Below are 22,004 nucleotides of genomic sequence, written 5' to 3'. Positions count from 1 at the left end.
CAATTTGTGATATCTAATTATTTTGTCTCTGCTGTACTCACATGGCAGTGATACAAAGACCTTTTTTAGGCATTATATGGTGGATATTAAGATGGAACTTCGCCGAGCAACCCCGCAAGATTTGCCCGCATTAATTGAGTTAGAGAATAGCGTATTTAGCACCGATATGATCACGGCGAGACAAATGAAACGCTTCCTAAACTCACCCCATAGCCAAATTTGGGTGGTGCATTCTGAGCAACAAATTGCAGGTTATGCACTATTGCTTTTCCACCAAGGTACTCACTTATCTCGTTTGTATTCCATTGCGGTTAACCCACTGTTTCGTGGGCAAAAAGTTGCGCAACAATTAATGGAAAAATGTGAGCAATCGGCACTGGAACACGGTTCTACCACATTACGCCTAGAAGTCAGAAATGACAATATTGCTGCTAAGAATTTGTATCAAAAGTTAGGTTATAAACCATTAAAAGTGCTGATTCATTATTACGATGATTTGGCCGATGGCTTACGCATGCAAAAACGTCTCACTGCAAGCCAACCAAAGACGTTATTGCCCATGCCACTGTATATTCAAACTACGCCCTTTACTTGTGGCGCGGCTTGCTTATTGATGGCATTTTCGACTTTAGATAAACAGTTTGAACCTAGCCGAAAAGAAGAACTGCAACTCTGGCGTGAAGCGACCACCATTTTTATGGCTGGCGGTCATGGCGGTTGCAGTGGTCATGGTTTAGCCCTCGCCGCCAAAAAGCGTGGCTTTGATGTCGAGCTTTGGACGCAATCTCAATCGACACCGTTTATCGATAGTGTGCGAGATAGCAATAAAAAAGAAGTGATTGAAATTGTCCATCAAGACTTTTGCCAACAAGCTCAAGAGCTGGGTATCCGCCACATCAGTGCTCCACCAAATACCGAGCAAATGGAACAATGGATTGAACAAGGAAAATGCGTGCTATTGCTGATCAGCACCTATCGCTTTAACGGCTATAAAGAACCACATTGGATTATTTTATCTGGCATGAATGAGCAGTTTTTCTTCATCCATGATCCACACAGCGATCGCGAAAATGACGTGGCGTCCTCCGCTTCGATTCCCGTCAACAAAGCCAGCCTAGGCCAGATCATTGGGTTTGGTAAACAAAAGCATACCGCGTGTGTGGTGGTTGGAGAACGGATCTCGTGACTCGTTTCTCGTGGCTCGATTTCTGCGCTTTTAGCTCCATCGCCAATTAGCTTTAAAGAAGCGCTGCAATCACGGAAAGACTCTTAACAGCATGAAGTAGGAGTCTATTCGCTGTCTTAAAGATATCAGTATCGAGTAACGAGCACTGAAACGCCCGAAACCCGATAAGTGAAGCGCTCGCGCCCCTATTCCTTAATCAAACTCACTACCGTCCACCCCGCTTCCGTGGTGTGGGTACTATCATTCGATAAAACGTGAATATTGCCTTTTGGATCGACGGTGAATAATGACAATCGGTGGCCGTCGACGTAACGCATGACGTAATCTTCCCATTTAAACTCAGCCGTGAGTTTAGTGTGTTTGATTTCTGCGCCTTGATTGATAAGGCTTGCCAGTTTCTTATAGCTGACATCATCACCTAAGAAGACTCGACCATGTTTTTCTTCCACCACACGGTGTTTTTCATGCTCGTTATCTTTGTTACGCCCATTTAAGAAGAACACACGGCGCTCGCCAAATTCACTCATAAAGTATTTGGCGACTACTAGGTTGAAATGCTTATCCGGTGTCACCGAAATCAAGTTACCAATCCCGATCAAATCCAAATATTCCGCCGCGTGGCTCGAGATCGGATTGCCGTAGTAGGTTTCAAACCCTTGCATGCGCGCTTTACGAATGTATTCCCAGTTAGAATCGGTTAAGATAATTCGATGACCATATTTTTGTAATGCGCTCGCAATGGTGCGTCCTACATCGTTTGCACCGACAATCAAGTAACCGCGCGGTGAAGGTTCAGAAACTTTCAAAAGATTCGCCAGAGGACGAGCCGTGATACTTTGCAGCACAACCGTTCCAACGATCACCATAAAGGTAAGCGGAACTAATAAGCTCGCTTCTTCAACCCCCGCGTCCACCAGCTTGATGGCAAATAATGAAGAAATCGAAGCAGCTACTATCCCGCGCGGCGCCACCCAAGCAATAAAGATTTTTTCTTTCAAGTTTAAGCTACTGCCAATCGTGGCAAGCAAAATGGCTATAGGACGGGAAAGCAATTGAATAGCAACAAATAGCGTAGCCGATGCTAATCCTAAGGTGGCGAAATCTTCCAATTCCATGCGTGCCGATAACATCAGGAATAAACCAGAGATCAGCAAAATCGTCAGGTTTTCTTTAAAGTGAAGGATATTTTGGATTTTGACGTCTTTAGCGTTCGCCAACCACATCCCCATCACAGTTACCGCTAATAAGCCCGATTCTGACTCCAATGCATTGGAAATCGAAAACACACCGAGCACTAACGTGAGAACCGCAAAGGGTTGCAAGTATTCTGGTAATAAACGGCGACGCAATACTTGCGCCAGTAACATTCCCGCTAAAGCACCGAATACGATGCCAATCAGCAGAATTAAACCAAAAACATGCAGGCTGTGTAGCTCACTGCTTGAGACAATAAACTCATACACAATCACGATGAATAATGCGCCGATCGGATCAATTAAAATCCCCTCCCAACGCAAAATATTGGCAAGCTTTGCTTTAGGGCGCACGGTACGCAGCAATGGCACTACCACCGTCGGGCCTGTTACCACAGTTAAACTACCGAATAGCAATGCCAACGGCCAACTGAAATCTAGCAAGTAATGAGTAAACACACTGGTGAGCGCCCAAGTCACCAACGCCCCTACGGTGACAATGTTGATCACCGTTTTGTTGACTTCACGTATCTCTTTAAGATTAAGCGTGAGGCTACCTTCAAATAAGATCACCGCCACCGCTAATGAAATCAAAGGAAAGAGCAACTCACCAAACATCTCATTAGGTTGGAAAATATGCGTGATCGGTCCAATGATAAAACCGGCAATCAGCAAAAATAAAATAGCGGGTAACTTCATTCGCCAAGCGAGCCATTGACACGCCAAACCAACCAAACCTACCGCAGCGAGCATCAAACCAACATCGACATTGTGCATGGTCTCTAACACCTAATACTCATTAATAAATAAAAACTGTGGATTACTGCGAAGCACCTAGCTTGCTGTCATTCCAACCACGCTGCCATTCCATACGAAACTTCTGTGCATCTGGTGTGCCTTCACATACACCTTCATAGTAGTTTCCGCTTAAACCAATTTGATAAGCATGATTGGGGTTACAGTACTCTTCCACGCCTTTTAAATAACCTTGAGCGTAATCATTAATATTCACGTTGCTGTAATCTTTAAAATCCCCTGCGTTACGGTGAGATTTTCCTCGAACACCATCTGAGTAACCGACCGCTTCCCAGTCACCGGCTTTAGCATAGTCTTCCGCCGTATTCGCACACGCCGCAAGTAACGCTAATGTGAACAAACTGAATAACACTTTCATCGATGCCATTGGTTTTCGCATTTTCATAGATACATCCCTTCACTCTTAGAGCATACCGCTCAGATCTTTACGATTTTTACTTATGAATAATATAGTTAACGCCTCCAACTATTACACAGGTCACATTTAAAGCAAATCAGAAATACGCCACTTAAGCACAAATAAAACCACTCAATGTCATCTACAACCGCTCAATTGATTATGCGACCACTCACCGAAAGGTTAACTGCTTGTTAATTTGAGCCGACTTAAAATGCATCCCGTATCTCTAAACCCTATTTGATAACAGGACAATAATTATGATGATGTTCCTTTTTTGTGTGGCGGCGTTAATCGCTGGCTACTTTATCTACGGAGCTTTCGTTGAAAAAGTTTTCGGCATCAAAGAAAACCGCACTACCCCAGCTTACTCTAAGCAAGACGGCGTGGATTACGTGCCGATGTCGAACAAAAAAGTCTACCTGGTTCAGCTGTTAAACATTGCCGGTGTTGGCCCAATTTTCGGTCCTATCATGGGTGCCCTTTATGGCCCAGCTGCCATGCTTTGGATTGTATTAGGTTGTATCTTTGCTGGTGCGGTACACGATTACTTCTCTGGCATGCTATCGATTCGTAACGGTGGGGCTTCTGTTCCTAGCATTACTGGCCGCTACCTAGGTAAAGGCGCGAAGCACTTCATGAACGTGTTCGCGATTGTGTTATTACTGCTTGTGGGTGTGGTATTCGTTTCTGCTCCAGCGGGCATGATCACCAACCTAATGAATGAACAAACCAGCATGACCGTTTCTATGGGCACCATGGTAGCGATCATCTTTGCTTACTACATTCTGGCAACGATTGTACCTATTGATAAAATCATTGGCCGCTTCTACCCATTATTTGGTTTCTTATTGATTTTCATGTCGGTTGGCCTTATCAGTGCTGTCGCATTGTCTAGTGATAAAGCTATTTTAGCCGGCTACCAATTCAGCGACATGTTCACCAACATGAACCCACACGATCTACCACTATGGCCTGCGCTGTTCATTACCATTGCTTGTGGTGCGATTTCAGGTTTCCACGCCACCCAATCTCCTTTGATGGCACGTTGTTTGGAAAATGAGAAGAACGGCCGTTTCGTGTTCTTTGGCGCGATGATCGGCGAAGGTGTCATTGCATTAATCTGGTGTGCGATTGCGCTTTCTTTCTTCGGTTCAATGGATGCGCTTGGCGAAGCGGTAAAACACGGCGGCCCAGGTAACGTGGTGTACTCTGCATCATTTGGCCTACTTGGCGTATTCGGCGGTGTGATTGCTTTCCTAGGTGTGGTTATTCTACCAATCACGTCAGGCGATACCGCATTCCGCTCAAGCCGTTTGATCTTAGCTGAATACTTCAACATGGAACAAAAAACACTGAAAAGCCGTCTACTTATGGCACTTCCTCTGTTTGTTCTTGGTGGCATTCTGACTCAAGTCGACTTCGGTATCATTTGGCGCTACTTCGGTTTTGCTAACCAAATGACGGCGGTAATGATGTTGTGGACAGCATCGGCTTACCTACTGCGTTTCAACAAACTGCACTGGATTACCACCATTCCAGCCATGTTTATGACCACGGTATGTATTACCTTCATTTTAAACAGCAGCACGCTAGGCTTTGGTTTACCAATGCAACTATCAACCATCATCGGTTTCGTTGCGATGCTTATCATCACAGGTTACGTGATTAAAGTATCAAAAGGTAAAGGTGACCCAGCTTTAGATGAAGCGGAAGAAGAGAAGTTAAACGCGAAGCCGGAGACAGTGTAAGGCAGCGTTAATCGGAAGCTCGTGACTAGGGCGCGTTGCTTCTCAAAAAGATAAAACCGATAGTTGAGAGACTATCGGTTTTTTTGTGTCTAAAGGATGGGGTAAAGCTGTTGGGATTAGGGGTTTTGGTTGATTGGGTTTAATCTCGTAACTCGTTTTTAGACAGAAATGAGCCGCTCCAACCTTGTCATCCCGCACATGAGCCTAGGCGAAGAAGATGCGGGATCTCGCTTTCACGTAAATTTTATTGGTGTGAGAGATTCCGGATAATTCGTTCCTCATTTCAAAAATGACAAGTTTTAGAATAGTCAAAACTCAGATTATTACTGGGTAAAGAACCCAACCCATTTTTGGACAATGAATGAGTTAGAGTGATTGACACCATATTCGTTTGTATGCAGCTCATTCCCATAGATTATTGCTTACTCAATAGGAACTTGCGCAAATCTCTCTCAGCGCGCATAACAAACAAAATATAGACTTTGTCACTGTCCTGTTTATAAAAAACACGACATGGATTAACGACAACTTCACGATAACTTAAATGTTCTAACTCTGGAGGAATGCGACCGGATTCAGGGAAAGTTTCTAGGCGTTCAACTTTAGAGAATATCGTTTGTACTAACTGCTTTGCCGCCATGACATTTTCAAGTGCTATGTATTCGGCGATATCATTGAGGTCAGATAGAGCCGGCTCAGTCCAGATTATTTCAGCCATTTTGACATTTTGTTCTTGGCTTCATCATGACTTACCACTTTACCTTCAGTTAGTGCTCGCTCACCTCGCGCAATCCCCTCCAAAATAACCAAACGATTTTGCATAAACTCGTAATCATCAACATCAACTAAATACGCAGATGGCTTACCATGCTCAGTAATTAATACTGGTTCTTTCGTGTCGTGGAGATCTGCGAGGATCTTAGTTGCTTGACGTTTAAGTGATGTAACGAGTTCTACTTTCATGAGAGCAGCTCCAAAGGAAGACTAAAGTGATACTATTCTATCACTTTGAGTATAGCAAGCTCCATGAGGGCTACCGCATACCGCCTTAATCACTAAAACCAATTCATAGTAGAAATGCAACGCGTGCTGAATCACTCTTAAACAGATTGTTAGCAAGCTGTTTCTAAGACCATCGGAATATCAACCATTCCGGCTCTATGTCTGACGCCGTCAATTCGCTTGAACCCAAACTTTAGATAAACACTTTCAGCGTTAATTGCTGAATTCACAGTAAAATGCCCATTATTTCCGTTATCCAATGCAACTTTTTTGACGGATTCCCAAAGCTTTCGTGATAAGCCTTTCCCTTGATAGTTGTCACTGACAAATAGGTGATACAAATGCACATTGTCACGAATGCCTGCAACACCAACAATTTCACCACTCGGAGTAGTTGCAACCACATAGTAATGATTTTCCGACAAATATTTTTCTACGCTTTCTGGCGACATAGAATTGAGTAATGTTTCATGCACTGATTCGTCACAAGTTGGACAAACATACTTCTTCGTTAAAAATACGATCAATTGGCTTATTGTTTCAGCATCTTTTTTCGTTGCTTTTCTAATATTGATGCTCATTATTTCTCCTGCTTGCTAACGTTTATTAGACGACAAAGTTCCGCCTTCCTGACAATACTTTACCTGTTTAGTTTTCTTACTGTACATCAAGTAGATTCTAACCCCATGTATGATTATGGATATTTCTTTGATTAGTTTGAGTAAGCTGGAATCAAAGCCGCACAGACTGCAGGAAATCCTGAGCTACGTTCGTTCCTCACTATTCAGGATGACAATGTTTCAAAATACAATAATCTTAAAAACAAAAAGGTCGCTAGATTTTCATCTAGCGACCTTGTTTAAATTTGTCTCGGAGCATCTTTTCCGAGCGACGAGTAACGTCTTTACCGAGCCCCGCTACTCCACATTCTTTATTTGCAGCTCTTTTGGCACTTCAAAGAACATGTTTTCTTCACGGCCAAGCACTTCTTCCACATCACTGCCGCCCAGCTCTTTAATGCGATCAATGATTTGATTCACTAGCTCTTCCGGTGCAGAAGCGCCTGCCGTTACGCCTACTTTGGTTTTACCTTCAAACCAAACCGGATTGATGTCTTCTGGGCAATCAGTCAGGTAACCCGGTGTGCCTAACTTTTCAGCCAACTCTTTTAGGCGTGTTGAGTTAGACGAGTTTTTCGAACCGACGACGACCATAACATCAACACTACCGGCGAGAATGCGTACGGCATCTTGACGGTTTTGGGTGGCGTAGCAAATATCATCTTTGCGTGGCCCTTGGATTTGAGGGAACACTCGGCGTAATTCATCAATCACATCGGACGTTTCATCCACCGATAAGGTCGTTTGGCTGACATAGTGAAGATGGGTTGGATCTTTGACGACCAAGTTTGCGACATCTTCTGGGCGCTCAACCAAGTACATCCCACCTTTTTCGCTAGTGTACTGCCCCATGGTGCCTTCCACTTCAGGGTGACCTGCATGACCAATCAGAACCACTTCCATATGTTTACGGCTGGCACGAGCCACTTCCATATGAACTTTGGTCACCAATGGGCACGTTGCATCGAAGACGGTTAATTGACGTTCTTTCGCTTCTTGACGCACCGCTTGTGACACACCATGAGCTGAGAAGATAACGATGTTGTCATCAGGCACTTCGGATAACTCTTCCACGAATACCGCACCACGTTGCTTTAAGCCTTCCACCACAAAACGGTTATGCACCACTTCATGTCGAACATAGATCGGCGGTTGATACATTTCTAATGCACGTTCAACAATGCTGATCGCACGATCGACACCGGCGCAAAAACCACGAGGGTTGGCTAACAAAATTTTCATGTTCTGAGTCATCTCTTTATATCGGTCAAATAGAACGTCACGAATGGCGGTTATTCTACCGATAACACTTTAAGTGGCAACCTCTAGTGTTACTCTACCGTTAAAATTTCCACATCAAAGATCACCGCTTGTCCAGCAAGTGGATGATTGAAATCAACTTTCACCGATTCGCCCGATATTTCAGAGATGATCCCAGGAATTTCGCTACCGTCTGGGCCTGAAAATGCCATGATGGTGCCAATTTCTAATTCCTGACCACTAAAACGCGATTTATCCATGTATTGAATAAAGTCCGGGTTCGGCATACCAAACGCGTCTTTGGCTTCCAATTCGATCGCTTTACTTTCACCCGCTTGTAAACCTACTAAGCATTGTTCAAAGTTCGGGCTTAAGCTACCATCGCCCATAGAAAACTTGGCGGGCTTACCTATATTATGCGTGCTATCGGCTACCGAGCCATCTTTTAACTTAATGGTAAAGTGTAAAGTCACCGCACTATTTTCTGTAATTACTGACACAAAACGTCCTTATTTTAGTTTCGAGTTTCGAGTTTCGAGTTTCGAGTTTCGAGTTTCGAGTTTCGAGTTTCGAGTTTCGAGTTTCGAGAAGATTATATAAAAAAGCGCCGCTGGAAAAACCAACGGCGCTTATAAACTGAGGCTTGAGTAGCGAATTAGCGCTCTGGTTGCTCTTTTTTCGAACGGAAGCCATCAATCACAATCATCACGGCACCAACACAAATTGCCGAGTCCGCAAGATTGAACGCAGGCCAGTGGTAATTTCCCCAGAAGAAGTCCAAGTAATCGACCACAAAACCATGCACTAGACGGTCAAACACATTACCAAGCGCACCGCCGATAACTAAGGCATAAGCAACGTTATTCCAACGTTCCGTTGCCGGCAATTTGCGCATCCAGAACATCAACATACCACTGACCACAAACGCAATGCCAGTGAAGAACCAACGCTGCCAGCCTTCTTGATCGCTCAAGAAACTGAACGCTGCACCTAGGTTATGCACGTACAGTAAGTTGAAGAATGGCAACACTTCAATACGATTCGCCCAACCGTATCCCATGTTGTTCATCACGACGAGCTTAATGCCGATATCGAAGCAGAACACGACCACCGCCAGCCAAAGCCAGCGGAGACCTGTTTGTTTTAAAAGGTTACTCATAATAAGTAAACTTATCCTTATGCGAATTGGCGAACTTCACCGTCGCCGTCTACGTTTGACACGCAGCGACCACAGATAGTTTCGTGACCAGAGATAGTGCCTACATCTGCCACATGGTGCCAACAACGGTCACACTTCTCTGCTTCAGACGCTGTCACCTCGACAAATAAACCTTCCACTTCGGTTTCTTTTGCCGTCGCTGGTTTCTCGCTTAATGGCTTCACTTGTGCTTTTGAAGTCAGAAGTACGAAACGCAGTTCATCTTCCAGCTTGTTGATGGTCGCCGCTAGAGCATCATCCGCATATAAAGTCACTTCAGCTTGCAATGAACCACCGATGGTTTTGTCATTACGCGCCGCTTCTAGCAATTTGTTGACTGAAGCACGTACTGTCTGGATTTGAGTCCAGAATGCATTGTTTAGCTCTTCGCCTTCCGATAAGCCAAATAGACCATCGAACCACTCACCAGTAAACACGAATTTATCACGCGCTTCACCGTTTGGTAGTTTGGCAGGCATTTCATTCCAAATCTCATCCGCGGTAAATGACATGATTGGTGCCATCCAACGTACTAGCGCTTCAACAATGTAGTACAGCGCAGTTTGACAGCTACGTTGTGCGTGTCCGCCACGTTTCGCGGTGTACTGACGGTCTTTGATCACGTCTAGATAGAATGAGCCCATTTCAATTGAACAGAACTGCATTAAACGCTGAGTTACGCCGTGAGTGTTGTACTCTTCGTACGCTTTTACGATTTCAGTTTGCGCCGCTTGTGCACGAGCCACTGCCCAACGATCCAGCGCCACCATATCTTCTGGTGCGACCATATCGGTTGCCGGGTTGAAACCGTTTAAGTTGGCTAGGAAGAAACGTGCGGTGTTACGAATACGGCGATAAGCGTCCGCGCTGCGTTTTAGGATCTCATCAGAAACCGCAACTTCACCTGTGTAGTCAGTTGAAGCCACCCACAGACGCAGAATGTCAGCACCTAATTTGTTGGTGACATCTTTTGGTGCTACCACGTTACCGATAGATTTCGACATCTTACGGCCATTACCATCCACCACGAAACCGTGCGTTAATACTTGCTTGTACGGTGCTTTATCTTTCATTGCGATCGATGTGATCAATGAAGACTGGAACCAACCGCGGTGTTGATCCGAACCTTCAAGGTAAAGATCCGCGCTGTGACCATTGAACTCATCACGGTTATCAACCACAGCGTAGTGAGTTACACCTGAGTCAAACCATACGTCTAAGGTATCGAGTACTTTTTCGTAGTTAGCAGCATCGTCTTCGCCCATCAATTCAGCGGCATCGACATCCCACCAAGCTTGAATGCCCTTCTCTTCCACCAATTTAGCGACTTTTTCAATTAGCTCTGGCGAATTCGGGTGCAATTCAGCGGTTTCTTTGTGCACGAATAATGCGATTGGCACGCCCCAAGTACGTTGACGTGAGATACACCATTCAGGGCGACCTTCGATCATGCCTTCAATACGGCTTTGACCCCATTCAGGCATCCACTGAACGTTTTTGATTTCACCCAATGCTTTGGCACGCAGACCCGCTTGATCCATAGAGACAAACCATTGTGGCGTCGCACGGAAGATGATTGGAGTCTTGTGACGCCAGCAGTGTGGATAGCTATGATCGTAAGCATGGTGATGCAACAACGCACCTTTTTCTTTCAATACTTCAAGCACTGAATCGTTGGCTTTAAATACGTGTTGACCAGCAAATAGCTCAGTATCTGGTAAGTAAACACCGTTTGAACCAACAGGGTTTGCCACTTCAAGATCGTATTGTTTACCCACCACGAAGTCTTCTTGACCATGGCCAGGCGCAGTGTGAACCACACCCGTACCTGAATCTGTCGTGACGTGATCGCCAAGAATCGCTGGCACATCAAATGCGTAGAATGGGTGGTTAAAGCGAGCAAGCTCTAAATCTTTACCGGTTGCAAAACCTAGGTTGTGGAAATGCTCAATGCCTGCGCGATCCATCACTGATTTCGCTAACTCAGAAGCAACGATGATACGTTCTGCTTTGTGCTCACCATGCGCTTCTACTTGGATAAGTACATATTCAAGATCGTCGCGTAAACATACCGCGCGGTTTGCAGGTAGAGTCCAAGGTGTGGTTGTCCAAATCACAATAGACACATCACCTTCACCTTGATGGCCGTCTTTGCAATCAAACTTGGCAACCACAGCCGCTTCATCTGCCGCTTTAAAACGTACGTCGATAGAAGGCGATACTTTATCTTTGTATTCGACTTCCGCTTCAGCCAACGCTGAACCACAGTCCGTACACCAGTGAACCGGTTTGAAACCTTTCAGTAGGTGACCTTGATCAGCAATTTTACCGAGTGCACGGATAATGTTCGCTTCGGTATGGAAATCCATAGTGCGATAAGGTTTATCCCACTCGCCCATGATGCCCAAACGCTTAAAGCTTTCTTTTTGGCCTTCAACTTGGCCCGCCGCGTATTTACGACATTCTTCACGGAATTCTGCCGCCGAAATTTTTTGTCCTGGCTTGCCTTTTTTCTTCTCAACCATTAACTCAATTGGAAGACCGTGGCAGTCCCAACCAGGTACATACGGCGCATCAAAGCCAGAAAGGGTCTTTGACTTAATAATAATATCTTTAAGAATCTTGTTTAGAGCGTGACCAATATGAATATCACCGTTGGCATAAGGAGGGCCATCGTGTAATACGAAGGATTTTTTACCTTTCTTTGCAGCACGGATTGCGCTGTAAAGATCTTCTTTGTACCAACGCTTAAGCATTTCTGGCTCACGATTAGCCAGATTTCCGCGCATTGGAAACCCTGTTTCAGGTAGATTCAGAGTATCTTTATAGTCAGTCATCGATTCTTAATTCCGTTACATTTGGGCGACATTGATTAAAAAATTTCGCAGTGATAGTCGGTTAGTCGAGCATCTCTGTAAACATATTGTGCTCAAGTAACCACACCCTTGCTACTTGTGCATCTAATTCTATTTGTTGTTTTAACAATTCGAATGAATCAAATTTTTGTTCATCACGAATCTTATGCAGCAACACCACTTCGAGTTGTTTGCCATATAAATTCTGTTTGAAGTCGAATAAATGTACTTCAAGTTGCTGGCGGATACCATTCACGGTTGGGCGATTACCGATATTCGCCACCCCACCAACGATTTGCCCTGCCTTCGCGCCTTTTACTTTCACAACATAAACACCTGAAACCGGCGATACATTACGCTTCAAAGGAATATTGGCGGTAGGAAACCCTATCGTTCGACCAAGTTTTCGGCCATGAGAAACTCGACCGTTAATGCTGTAATCTCGACCTAACATGGTCGCCGCAGAAGCCAAGTCATCACTGGCTAGGGCTTGGCGAATAGCGGTACTGCTGACACGAATGGCTTGAGAGTCTTGCTGGGCAACGCTGGCTGGCATACAGAAACTCTGAGTGCTTACGACCTGAAAATCGTATTTTTTCGCTGCGTTTTCTAGGTCAGCAAAACTGCCTTTACGATCTTTACCAAAGCAAAAATCATCTCCCACCACCAAGAACTTCACGCCTAAGCGCTTAACCAATAATTCATAGATAAAATCTTCTGGGCTTTGGCTGGCAAACTCACGATTAAAATTAACACATAATAATCGCTCAATTTGACATTTTTCTAGCTGAACAAACTTATCTCTTAAACGCGTTAAACGTGCCGGCGCCGCTTGTTTGGCAAAGAATTCCATTGGCTGAGGCTCAAACGTCATCACGACCGCTGGCAGACCTAAGCTATTGGCCTGCTCTCGCAGTTGATTCAACACTTGCTGATGGCCTAAATGGACACCGTCAAAGTTACCAATACTCAGTACACACCCTTGATGGTGCGGCTTAATGTTATGAATGCCTCGGATTAATTCCATGGGTTCTTTCAATACCAAATTTTTGCCAAGCGTTAAACCGGCGAATTATATACGTTATGCCTTGAATATGCGAGCACTGAGCCGCTCTACTCCGCTTTTAAATGCTTCATGCGCACACCAAGTATCAAAGCTGAAACTAGGTATACCGCAGCGCCCAGTGCAATAAGCCCAACGAGCCACATAGCACGGTAAGATGTCGACCAACTTAACCACACATCAAAATCGGCCATTTGCCAATCTACCGCTGCAACCATTAGACCACCAGCAAGGGCAACTTTCAGCGCAAACAAGATAGTTTCTTTAGATAAGCGATACACATTGGCAATATGCAAACCTCGGTACAACAATGTCATGTTCACCAATGCGGATAACGAGGTGGCTAACGCTAAGCCAATATAGCCAAAGAAGTAAGCAAAAATCGCGTTAAAAACAATGTTGGTTAACATGGCGATGATGCCGTATCGAACCGGCGTTTTGGTGTCTTGGCGCGAATAATAACCAGGTGCAAGCACTTTAATCAGCATGAAATTCAATAAGCCAGTGGCATAAGCCCATAAAGACAAAGAAGCATTTTGCACATCACTTGGTGAAAATTCACCGCGCATAAACAGCACCATTAGCATAGGTTTCGCTAACACAATCAAGCCACACATAGCAGGAACGCCAAGCAGCAATACCATACGTACGCCCCAGTCCATGGTTTTGGAAAAGCCGTGACTTTCTGCGTCAACATGTTTACGAGATAAAGCAGGTAAAATCACCGTCGCGATGGCGATGCCAAATAACCCTAATGGAAACTCGAGCAGACGATCAGAATAATAAAGATAACTGATGGAACCAGTGGCTAAGAAACTCGCCACGGCAGAGTCAAACAGCAAGTTAATTTGACTAACTGACACACCAAACATAGCCGGAATCATCAAAGTGCGGATCTTTTTCACACCAGGATCATTCCATCCCCATTGCGGGCGAACGATCATGCCTTGCTTATATAAGAAAGGGATCTGAAATAAGAATTGCGCTAGCCCGCCTAAAAATACCCCGATAGCAAGACCAACTTCTGGTTGTTCCAATCTTGGCGAAATATACAAAGCTGCCAAGATCATCATGATATTTAAAAACACCGGTGTAAAAGAAGAAACCGCAAACTTACCGAGCGTATTGAGGATTGCCCCCGATAACGCCACAAAAGTAATAAACCATAGATACGGGAAAGTGATTTTTAATAAGAAACTCGCCAAGATAAATTTATCTGCATGCGGTCCATCATTCAGCCAGTCCATAAACCAGCCCGCACCGAAAATGGCCGTTACAATGCCCGACCCTAGCACACCAAATAAAGTGACCAAGGTGACCAATACGCCTAAGGTCCCCGAAGCTTTAGCGATCAATTGTCGGGTTTTATCCATATCACCTGATGCGTGATATTCCGTCAGAACCGGTACAAAGGCTTGTGAAAATGCCCCTTCCGCAAACAATCGACGTAAAAAGTTCGGAATTCGATTAGCAAAAAAGAACACATCCGCAGCGGCACCAGCACCCATTAGGTTGGCAACAACCACATCACGCACTAAACCTAATACCCTAGAAACAAATGTCATAGAGCTGACGATCAGCCCCGACCTCAGTAGTTTTCGACTCACGAGTGCCTCAATAAAAAATAGACCAAAATGACCACAAGCCTTGCAAGCCAGTCATTTCCAAGTAGTCAAAAGGAAATAACCAGTTTAAGTGACTTTGCAATGAGATAATTATTAGCATTGGTATGCAAATGCTGATAGAATCCCCGCCATCTTAACCGCGATAGCCATACTTCACCAAAATTTGTTTGGTAAAGATTGGTTTTTGCACAAATCTGTTGACTTTTATTTGGGAAAAAGGCATAGTCCTCGCCCTTAAATTGTCACCGAACTAAAGTTTTTTGGGAGTTAGACCCTTGGCAAACAGTAAATCTGCTAAGAAGCGCGCTATCCAAGCTGAGAAACGTCGCCAGCACAACGCTAGCCGTCGTTCTATGATGCGCACTTACATGAAAAAAACTGTCGCTGCAATTGCTGCTGGCGATAAAGAAGCTGCAACAGCTGCACTAGCTGAAGCAACACCACTACTAGACCGCATGGCGACTAAAGGCCTTATTCATAAGAATAAAGCTGCACGTCATAAGTCTCGTTTTGCTGCAGCGATCAAAGCTCTTTAATTTTAAATTGCTTAATTGCTAAAAAACCGGCTCAGGCCGGTTTTTTTATATCTTAAATTTGTCGTGTCTCGTGTCTCGAAGAGATTATTTTTTACAATACAAATGATGCAACTGTTCGATTAAGACTTTCACTTCATCACTTTGCAATGAGTAGTACACAGTTTGCGATTGTTTACGCGTACTGACTAACCCATCTCGACGTAGCCAAGCCAAATGTTGTGACAATGCAGACTGACTCAATGGTAATTTTTCGCACAACTGCCCAACCGACAATTCATTCTCATGCAAAATACATAAAATTTGCAGACGATTCTCATTCGCCATCGCCTTTAACAAAATAACCGCTTGAGAAAGGTTGTTTTCCATTTGTTTTAAATTCATATTTTAGCCTCTCTTCAACTTATTCACTCTTAAACAACCCACTGAAATCCGCATCACAGACATTTTTCACCGATGGATGCTGTATCATTCTTTCTGCAAATATCACGTAATACTCTTCTTTTAAATCTTCGACTTCAGCAATTAAATGCAATGGAAATTCATCTTCTACTTCGGCTAAATATAAGTTAGGAGCAAGGAAAATCGCATCATTATGATAGCGGGCAAACACTTTCATTAATGCGGCATCATCAAATTCCCCTAAAATATTAGGCGTGATACCTAAACGTTCAAACCAATGCATCACATTACGTCCCATCGCGGTACGACGTCCTGGAATCAGCAGCTTTTTCTCTCTCAATATACTCTGGAGATCGCCCGTAATGACTTGAGAAGAGTAAAAACTCATTTTACATTCACCGAGTTTTTTACTGAATAACCCAGGGCTTTGACTCGAATCTACCGGGCAATCGGATAAAATCATATCCAACTTATGCTGTGATAATTGCTCTAGCAATAATTCATGGGTCGACTCAAAACAACGTAAGTGAATACTGTTATCTTCCGGCACGGTATTCAGCAAGATTTTACTCACTAAACGTTTTGAAAGTGCATCCGCTACCCCAACATCAAATAACACATTCTCTTGTTGAGAATAGTTAACAATGTCCAGCATTTCATAACTGAGACCAAACATCTTGTCAGCGTATCTGAATACCAGTTGGCCGAGTTCCGTCGGCTCAACACTGCGACCACTACGCTTGAGAAGTTTGCCATTCATACGTTCTTCAAAGGCTTTAATTTGCCCTGTCACCGTCTGTGGTGTCAGAAACAAGGCGTCTGCGGCTTTGGCTACTGAACCTTGTTTACATACCATCCAAAAATAATACAGATGGTTATAATTCAGGTGAGACATATATCCTCGAAAAAAATAGCATTTATTGCAGGTATGATAAGGTTTTTTCGAGCTATAAAAAAGCCTCTATTTACCATCGCAAATAGAGGCTATTTCAACCTTGCTCAATTAAACCGAGAACGGGTATTTAATTGCCTCGTGACATTGATAATCCGTCACTTCAAAATCATCTAAGGTGACCCAAGTTTCTAAATCTTCTAATGTCTTGATCTTAGGGTTGATATGAAATTTAGGAGCAGGAAATGGCTCACGCTTTAATTGGATATCTCGCATCGGTGCTAATTGGTCTTCATAAATATGACCATTAACGATTTTATGATAGGCAACACCAGCTTTTTTGCCGGTAATTTGCGCCATGATCGCTAAAAATACGTACACTTGCACCATATTAAAATTCAGACCTAAAGGCACATCACAAGAGCGCTGGGTACTGTTTAAATACAGCATGTCACCAAGCAATGAAAAGTGATGACTGTACATACAAGGACGCAAGCAGCCCATGTGAAATTCACCTGGGTTGTAGAAGTTTAAGATCTCACCACGGTCATCCACACCACGGGTTAAATCATCCACAATTTTACGCAATTGATCGACATGGCCACCATCTGGTTTTGCCCAAGAACGCCCCTGAACACCATAGACACGCCCCATGTCATCTTCGCCTTTACGGTAAGGATTATTGAGCCAAGCTTCATTTAAGTTGGCATTCGCATCCCAGGTTTTAGTGCCCAATTTGCGAAAATCTTCCGCGTTATCGTAGCCACGGATATAACCTAATAATTCAGCGACCGCGGCTTTCCAAAAACTCTTACGAGTGGTAACAAGAGGGAATTGATTGTTGCCAACATCGTAGGTTAAATCCGCGTTGATGATGGTTAAACAACGCTTACCGGTACGTTCATTTTCAACCCATTGGCCTTCATCGATGATGCGCTGACAAAGTTCTAAATACTGTTTCACGGCTTATTTCCCTTTTACTGCTTTCTTTGCTTTACCACTCTCTTTGCCCGTCGCCTGAGAAGTCGGTTGCTGTGTTTTATAAGACCAAATCATAATTAACGCACCAATGATAATCATCGGCGTAGACAGGATTTGTCCCATAGATATAAAGTTATCGAATAAGCCAAGTTGGGCGTCCGGCTCACGCACAAACTCAACACAGAAACGGAATAACCCATAACCAATTAAGAATAATCCAGACACGGCACCAGCGGGTCTTGGCTTACGAATAAACCAATTTAAGATCAGGAATAAAACCACACCTTCTAATAAGAATTCATACAGTTGGGATGGATGGCGAGGGTAAGGGCCGCCATTAGGGAAGATAATTGCCCAAGGCACATCCGTTACTCGTCCCCACAATTCACCGTTGATAAAGTTACCAATACGGCCAGCCCCTAGCCCAAATGGCACAAGGGGCGCAATAAAATCAGCGATACTAAAGAAGGTACGATTATGTTTACGGCCATACCACCACATTGCAGTGATCACCCCGAGTAAACCACCGTGGAACGACATGCCTCCGGTCCAGACCTTAAAGATATACAGGGGATCTTCCATCCAGTAATCAAAGCCGTAAAACAAGACATAGCCAATACGGCCACCTAATACCACCCCGAGAAAACCGGCAAAAAGCAAATCCGAGACTTGTTCTCGAGTCCAGCCGCTACCAGGTTTGTCTGCCCGTCGATTCGCCACATACATTGCAAATGCAAACCCAAGTAAATACATCAGCCCATACCAACGAACCCCAATTGGGCCAATGGAAAAGATGACTGGATCAATTTGTGGGAAAACAAAAAATCCCTGACTCATAACCGTCTCTCTGCTTAACGTTAAAAATAAAAATTGTGAATAACCTCAGACCATTAACAGCGCTATTAGTGCTATCAAATTTAAAAAAGGGTTCACTAAATGAGGAGTATCATATACCCAAGTAACCTCAAGATGCGAGTTTCAGCAAGATTAAAACAAGTTTTAGGCAAGGCAAGTTAAATATGATCATAGTAATTCTATATCTATTTAATTTAACGCAGCATAAAGCTTGTTTTAACTTGCCCTTCGGGAGCTTCATCCAAGCCTTTATACAGTGTCAGATTTACTTGAAAGGTGTTCACATTCCGCATAAATCTTCCTTGTTTAAAGACTTGGATGATAGCTCTGAATTCTGCATTTTGAGATCACTTGGGTATAATGTAAACCCTAGTCAGATGCATGATAAAAAAGTATCGGCGCTATTTTTTACCGGCACGAATGAAACCGGCTAAGCCTTTATCTTCCAAATATTGAAAGACTAGATTGTAGATATCATTACCATAAGCTTGTGTGAGCGCTTTATTGAGCAACTGTTGCAGTTCATTTGAATCTGATTTTCGCAATATATATTTGATTCTAGCGACGTTTGAGGTGTTCATACTAAGAGAGCGGTAGCCCATGCCGACCAATAATAATGCTCCGATAGGGTCGCCCGCCAATTCCCCACAAATACAGACTGGAAGGTTAAACTGCTGACACATGTCATGAATGTACTTTAATGCCATCACCACGGATGGGTGAACGTGTTCATACACATCAGAGACTCTTGAATTATTACGGTCAACAGCCAACAAGTATTGAGTTAAGTCATTAGTACCGACCGAGACAAAATCAACTTTATCCGCGACTAATGGCAGCAAATACAACATCGAAGGCACTTCAAGCATGATGCCAATTTGAGGACGTTGCACTTTCGGGTCTAGTTTGGATACTTCCGTGTACGCACGCTCAATCAAATCTAAAGATTCATCAATTTCCTGACAGCCGGACACCATAGGTAGCATGATGTTGAGATTACCCAGACCTGAACTCGCTTTGAGCATAGCACGTAATTGAATTAAGAAAATATCAGGGTGGTCTAGGGTGAAACGAATACCACGCCAGCCTAAGAACGGGTTATCTTCTTCGATTGGGAAATAAGGCAGAGCTTTATCCCCTCCGATATCAAGCGTACGCATCACGACTCGTTTTTCAGGGTAAGTAGTCAGAATCGTTTTGTATTGCAGGGTCTGCTCTTCTTCCGATGGAAAGCGATTATGGAGCAAGAAAGAAATTTCTGTACGATATAACCCGACCCCATCCACACCTTGGTTAACCGCAATATTGGTATCGGCACTTAACCCCGCATTCAGCATCAGCTCAACACGTTGGCCATCTTTGGTCGCCGCAGGTTGTGATAATTCTTGCGCCACCAAATCAGACAGTTCTTCTTCTTCTGTCGCAAGAGATCGATATTCATTTAATAACTGGGCCGCAGGCTCAACAAAAATATCACCACTGTAGCCATCAACAATACCAAACTTACCCGAGATGGATTCTGGTTTTAATTGCGCCCCCATGACAGCTGGAATACCAAGCGCCCTCGATAGAATTGCAGCATGAGAGTTGGCCGCACCTTCCATAGAAATGACCGCTAATAATTTATCTTTAGGGATTGCCGCTAAAATTGAAGCCGTTAATTCTCTGACCACTAAAATAACCGGCTCTTTAAACGAGGGGGCTCGAGCTTCGCTGTTATGCAAAAAATACAATAAACGCTGGCCAAGCTCTTTAATGTCGTTGGCACGTTCACGCAGATACGCATCGCTCATTTTGGCAAAACGTTCCGAGTAAAGCTCAACGACTTGTCTTAATGCCCAATCCGCTCGGTCACCTTTTTCGATCTGCTTATTGAGATCAGCGCGCAGCATAGGATCGTGCAACAGGTGAATAAACAACTCGAAAATCGCCAACGTGTCTTTGTTAAGCTCACTATCAAAGCGTTTACGCATACGACGAAAATCGGCAATAGCACTTTCAATAGCCAAAGCCAGCCACTCTTGCTCTTTATTGGGATCCAAACAAGATGCTGGAGCAATTTGAGATAAATCAGGATGCGTATCGTCCCACCAAATTTGACCAATCGCGATCCCAGATGATGCGGCGATACCTTTATAAGAATGAAGCCGACTATCATTAAATTGCCACTGACCTTGCGCTTTCGAGTGCGCTAAGATCACTGCTAATTGTGCTGCTAACGTGACTAAAAAAGATTCTTCGACTTCACTAAAAGACCGCGGAGATCGTTGTTGGATAACCAAAACACCAAGCACCTGACGTCGGTGAATGATGGGCGTACCTAAAAAAGATTGGTAAACATTTTCGCCAAGCTCGGGAAAATATTTAAAGTTAGGATGCTTCTGCGCATGAGCAAGGTTAAGAGGCTCAGCACTTCGTCGTACTAAGCCAACTAAACCCTCAGTAAAAGGGATATGAATAGTCTGACCAGAAAACTTCAGGCCTTGCGTCGCCATTAACTCTAAACGATGTTTATCATTATTAGCCAGATACACGGTGCAACACTCAGTTTGCATCGCTTTACAAGTATCCTTAACCAATATATCTAAAGCCTGACGTAAATCTTCTGCTTTAGAGACTTGCTCAACAATGTCCCTCAGTTGAATCAGCATTCACTCCACCTTTTTTACCTTTGGCTGTGGGTGAATGACAAGCTCAACCACAATCAAGGCGTCATCGACGCATTTTTTTCTTACCTTTTATTTTCGGTTCCCTAAAAGGCATTGCAAGCGACGCAAATTCTTTCATTGCGCGTCGGTACACATCTCTTTTAAAAGAAACGACTTGTCTGACGGGGTACCAAAAACTTACCCAACGCCAACCATCAAATTCAGGGGTTCGACCACGGTTCATATTGATCTTTGACTCATCACAATCTAAACGTAGCAAAAACCATTTCTGTTTTTGGCCAATACACACAGGCTTAGAGTCCCACCGAACCAATCGCTTTGGTAATTTGTATTTTAACCAATGTCGACTGACACCGATGATCTTCACATCATGTTTTGTGAGCCCTACTTCTTCATATAACTCACGAAAGAGCGCTTGTTCTGGCGTTTCACCATCATCAATGCCACCTTGTGGAAACTGCCAAGAGTGCTGCCCGTATCGTTTTGCCCAGAATACCTGACCATGGTTGTTACAAATTACAATCCCCACATTTAAGCGGTAACCATCGCCATCTATCACGGCTAACCTCTAATATAAATCTCTGTTACCAGTGATTTTTTCACATATCCACAAAAGGGGCAAATTTCAAGTGCACAATCTGGCGTTTTTTATTACCTAGCACTCACTTTTATAATAAAAATAGTTTAAAAACTGAGTTATTAACAC

Annotated in this window: 20 protein-coding genes; 3 read left to right on the top strand and 17 right to left on the bottom strand. The window is 43.8% G+C overall.

What is annotated here, in order from left to right; translation table 11 throughout:
* The first annotated feature begins 91 nt into the window (after positions 1 to 91).
* Positions 92 to 1,186 carry a GNAT family N-acetyltransferase/peptidase C39 family protein gene (locus tag Vgang_RS02650; RefSeq protein ID WP_105902322.1) on the top strand — a complete coding sequence of 365 codons (1,095 nt, stop codon included), beginning with the start codon at positions 92 to 94 and terminating at the stop codon, positions 1,184 to 1,186.
* 185 nt (positions 1,187 to 1,371) lie between these two features.
* On the opposite strand, the gene Vgang_RS02645 is transcribed toward Vgang_RS02650, so the two are convergent.
* Together Vgang_RS02645 and Vgang_RS02640 are read right to left on the bottom strand one after the other, a co-directional pair.
* Positions 1,372 to 3,156, bottom strand: a complete 1,785-nt coding sequence (locus tag Vgang_RS02645) for a cation:proton antiporter (RefSeq protein WP_105902155.1) — start codon at positions 3,154 to 3,156, stop codon at positions 1,372 to 1,374.
* A 43-nt stretch (positions 3,157 to 3,199) separates the two neighbouring features.
* Positions 3,200 to 3,553, bottom strand: coding sequence for a DUF2799 domain-containing protein (locus Vgang_RS02640; RefSeq protein ID WP_105902323.1), 354 nt, complete (start codon positions 3,551 to 3,553; stop codon positions 3,200 to 3,202).
* A 299-nt stretch (positions 3,554 to 3,852) separates the two neighbouring features.
* On the opposite strand from Vgang_RS02640, the gene Vgang_RS02635 reads away from it, so the two are divergent.
* Complete coding sequence (locus tag Vgang_RS02635; RefSeq protein WP_105902156.1) at positions 3,853 to 5,343, top strand: carbon starvation CstA family protein; 1,491 nt, start codon at positions 3,853 to 3,855, stop codon at positions 5,341 to 5,343.
* Between the two features lie 415 nt (positions 5,344 to 5,758).
* Here Vgang_RS02635 and Vgang_RS02630 read toward each other — a convergent pair whose 3' ends face one another.
* From Vgang_RS02630 to murJ, 9 genes are all read right to left on the bottom strand, one after another.
* The gene (locus tag Vgang_RS02630; protein ID WP_105902157.1) at positions 5,759 to 6,061 is read right to left on the bottom strand and encodes a type II toxin-antitoxin system RelE/ParE family toxin; all 303 of its coding nucleotides are present in this window, start codon (positions 6,059 to 6,061) and stop codon (positions 5,759 to 5,761) included.
* Positions 6,049 to 6,306 (bottom strand): type II toxin-antitoxin system Phd/YefM family antitoxin, encoded by a 258-nt coding sequence (locus tag Vgang_RS02625; RefSeq protein WP_105902158.1) that lies wholly within the window; start codon positions 6,304 to 6,306, stop codon positions 6,049 to 6,051. The genes Vgang_RS02630 and Vgang_RS02625 overlap by 13 nt, the downstream gene beginning before the upstream one ends.
* A gap of 149 nt (positions 6,307 to 6,455) precedes the next feature.
* On the bottom strand, positions 6,456 to 6,926 hold the full coding sequence (locus tag Vgang_RS02615) for a GNAT family N-acetyltransferase (RefSeq protein WP_105902160.1): 471 nt from the start codon (positions 6,924 to 6,926) through the stop codon (positions 6,456 to 6,458).
* 336 nt (positions 6,927 to 7,262) lie between these two features.
* Positions 7,263 to 8,207 carry a 4-hydroxy-3-methylbut-2-enyl diphosphate reductase gene (ispH, locus tag Vgang_RS02610; RefSeq protein ID WP_105902161.1) on the bottom strand — a complete coding sequence of 315 codons (945 nt, stop codon included), beginning with the start codon at positions 8,205 to 8,207 and terminating at the stop codon, positions 7,263 to 7,265.
* Between the two features lie 89 nt (positions 8,208 to 8,296).
* On the bottom strand, positions 8,297 to 8,725 hold the full coding sequence (gene fkpB, locus Vgang_RS02605; RefSeq protein WP_105902162.1) for an FKBP-type peptidyl-prolyl cis-trans isomerase: 429 nt from the start codon (positions 8,723 to 8,725) through the stop codon (positions 8,297 to 8,299).
* 155 nt (positions 8,726 to 8,880) lie between these two features.
* The gene (lspA, locus tag Vgang_RS02600) at positions 8,881 to 9,384 is read right to left on the bottom strand and encodes a signal peptidase II (RefSeq protein ID WP_105902163.1); all 504 of its coding nucleotides are present in this window, start codon (positions 9,382 to 9,384) and stop codon (positions 8,881 to 8,883) included.
* 17 nt (positions 9,385 to 9,401) lie between these two features.
* Entirely contained in the window at positions 9,402 to 12,260 is a 2,859-nt protein-coding gene (ileS, locus tag Vgang_RS02595) for an isoleucine--tRNA ligase (RefSeq protein ID WP_105902164.1), read from the bottom strand.
* A 61-nt stretch (positions 12,261 to 12,321) separates the two neighbouring features.
* Positions 12,322 to 13,305 carry a bifunctional riboflavin kinase/FAD synthetase gene (ribF, locus tag Vgang_RS02590; protein WP_105902165.1) on the bottom strand — a complete coding sequence of 328 codons (984 nt, stop codon included), beginning with the start codon at positions 13,303 to 13,305 and terminating at the stop codon, positions 12,322 to 12,324.
* Between the two features lie 86 nt (positions 13,306 to 13,391).
* Positions 13,392 to 14,948 (bottom strand): murein biosynthesis integral membrane protein MurJ, encoded by a 1,557-nt coding sequence (murJ, locus tag Vgang_RS02585; protein WP_105902166.1) that lies wholly within the window; start codon positions 14,946 to 14,948, stop codon positions 13,392 to 13,394.
* Positions 14,949 to 15,241: 293 nt separating this feature from the next.
* Here murJ and rpsT point away from each other — a divergent pair, with 293 nt between their 5' ends.
* Positions 15,242 to 15,502, top strand: a complete 261-nt coding sequence (gene rpsT / locus Vgang_RS02580; RefSeq protein ID WP_105902167.1) for a 30S ribosomal protein S20 — start codon at positions 15,242 to 15,244, stop codon at positions 15,500 to 15,502.
* Positions 15,503 to 15,586: 84 nt separating this feature from the next.
* Here the strand turns inward: rpsT and Vgang_RS02575 are convergent, their stop codons facing one another.
* The 6 genes from Vgang_RS02575 to rppH form a co-directional block, all read right to left on the bottom strand.
* The gene (locus Vgang_RS02575; protein WP_105902168.1) at positions 15,587 to 15,883 is read right to left on the bottom strand and encodes an ArsR/SmtB family transcription factor; all 297 of its coding nucleotides are present in this window, start codon (positions 15,881 to 15,883) and stop codon (positions 15,587 to 15,589) included.
* Positions 15,884 to 15,902: 19 nt separating this feature from the next.
* The gene (nhaR, locus tag Vgang_RS02570) at positions 15,903 to 16,796 is read right to left on the bottom strand and encodes a transcriptional activator NhaR (RefSeq protein WP_105902169.1); all 894 of its coding nucleotides are present in this window, start codon (positions 16,794 to 16,796) and stop codon (positions 15,903 to 15,905) included.
* 108 nt (positions 16,797 to 16,904) lie between these two features.
* On the bottom strand, positions 16,905 to 17,756 hold the full coding sequence (locus Vgang_RS02565) for a thymidylate synthase (protein ID WP_105902170.1): 852 nt from the start codon (positions 17,754 to 17,756) through the stop codon (positions 16,905 to 16,907).
* A 3-nt stretch (positions 17,757 to 17,759) separates the two neighbouring features.
* Positions 17,760 to 18,611, bottom strand: coding sequence for a prolipoprotein diacylglyceryl transferase (gene lgt / locus Vgang_RS02560; RefSeq protein WP_105902171.1), 852 nt, complete (start codon positions 18,609 to 18,611; stop codon positions 17,760 to 17,762).
* A gap of 419 nt (positions 18,612 to 19,030) precedes the next feature.
* Positions 19,031 to 21,280 carry a phosphoenolpyruvate--protein phosphotransferase gene (gene ptsP / locus Vgang_RS02555; RefSeq protein ID WP_105902172.1) on the bottom strand — a complete coding sequence of 750 codons (2,250 nt, stop codon included), beginning with the start codon at positions 21,278 to 21,280 and terminating at the stop codon, positions 19,031 to 19,033.
* 61 nt (positions 21,281 to 21,341) lie between these two features.
* A complete protein-coding gene (rppH, locus tag Vgang_RS02550) occupies positions 21,342 to 21,857 on the bottom strand; it encodes an RNA pyrophosphohydrolase (protein WP_105902173.1) in 516 nt (171 codons plus the stop codon).
* Between the last annotated feature and the right edge of the window lie 147 nt (positions 21,858 to 22,004).

The organism is Vibrio gangliei (genome assembly GCF_026001925.1).
GTDB classification, from domain to species: domain Bacteria; phylum Pseudomonadota; class Gammaproteobacteria; order Enterobacterales; family Vibrionaceae; genus Vibrio; species Vibrio gangliei.
This window is presented reverse-complemented; position numbering and strand designations above follow the sequence as displayed.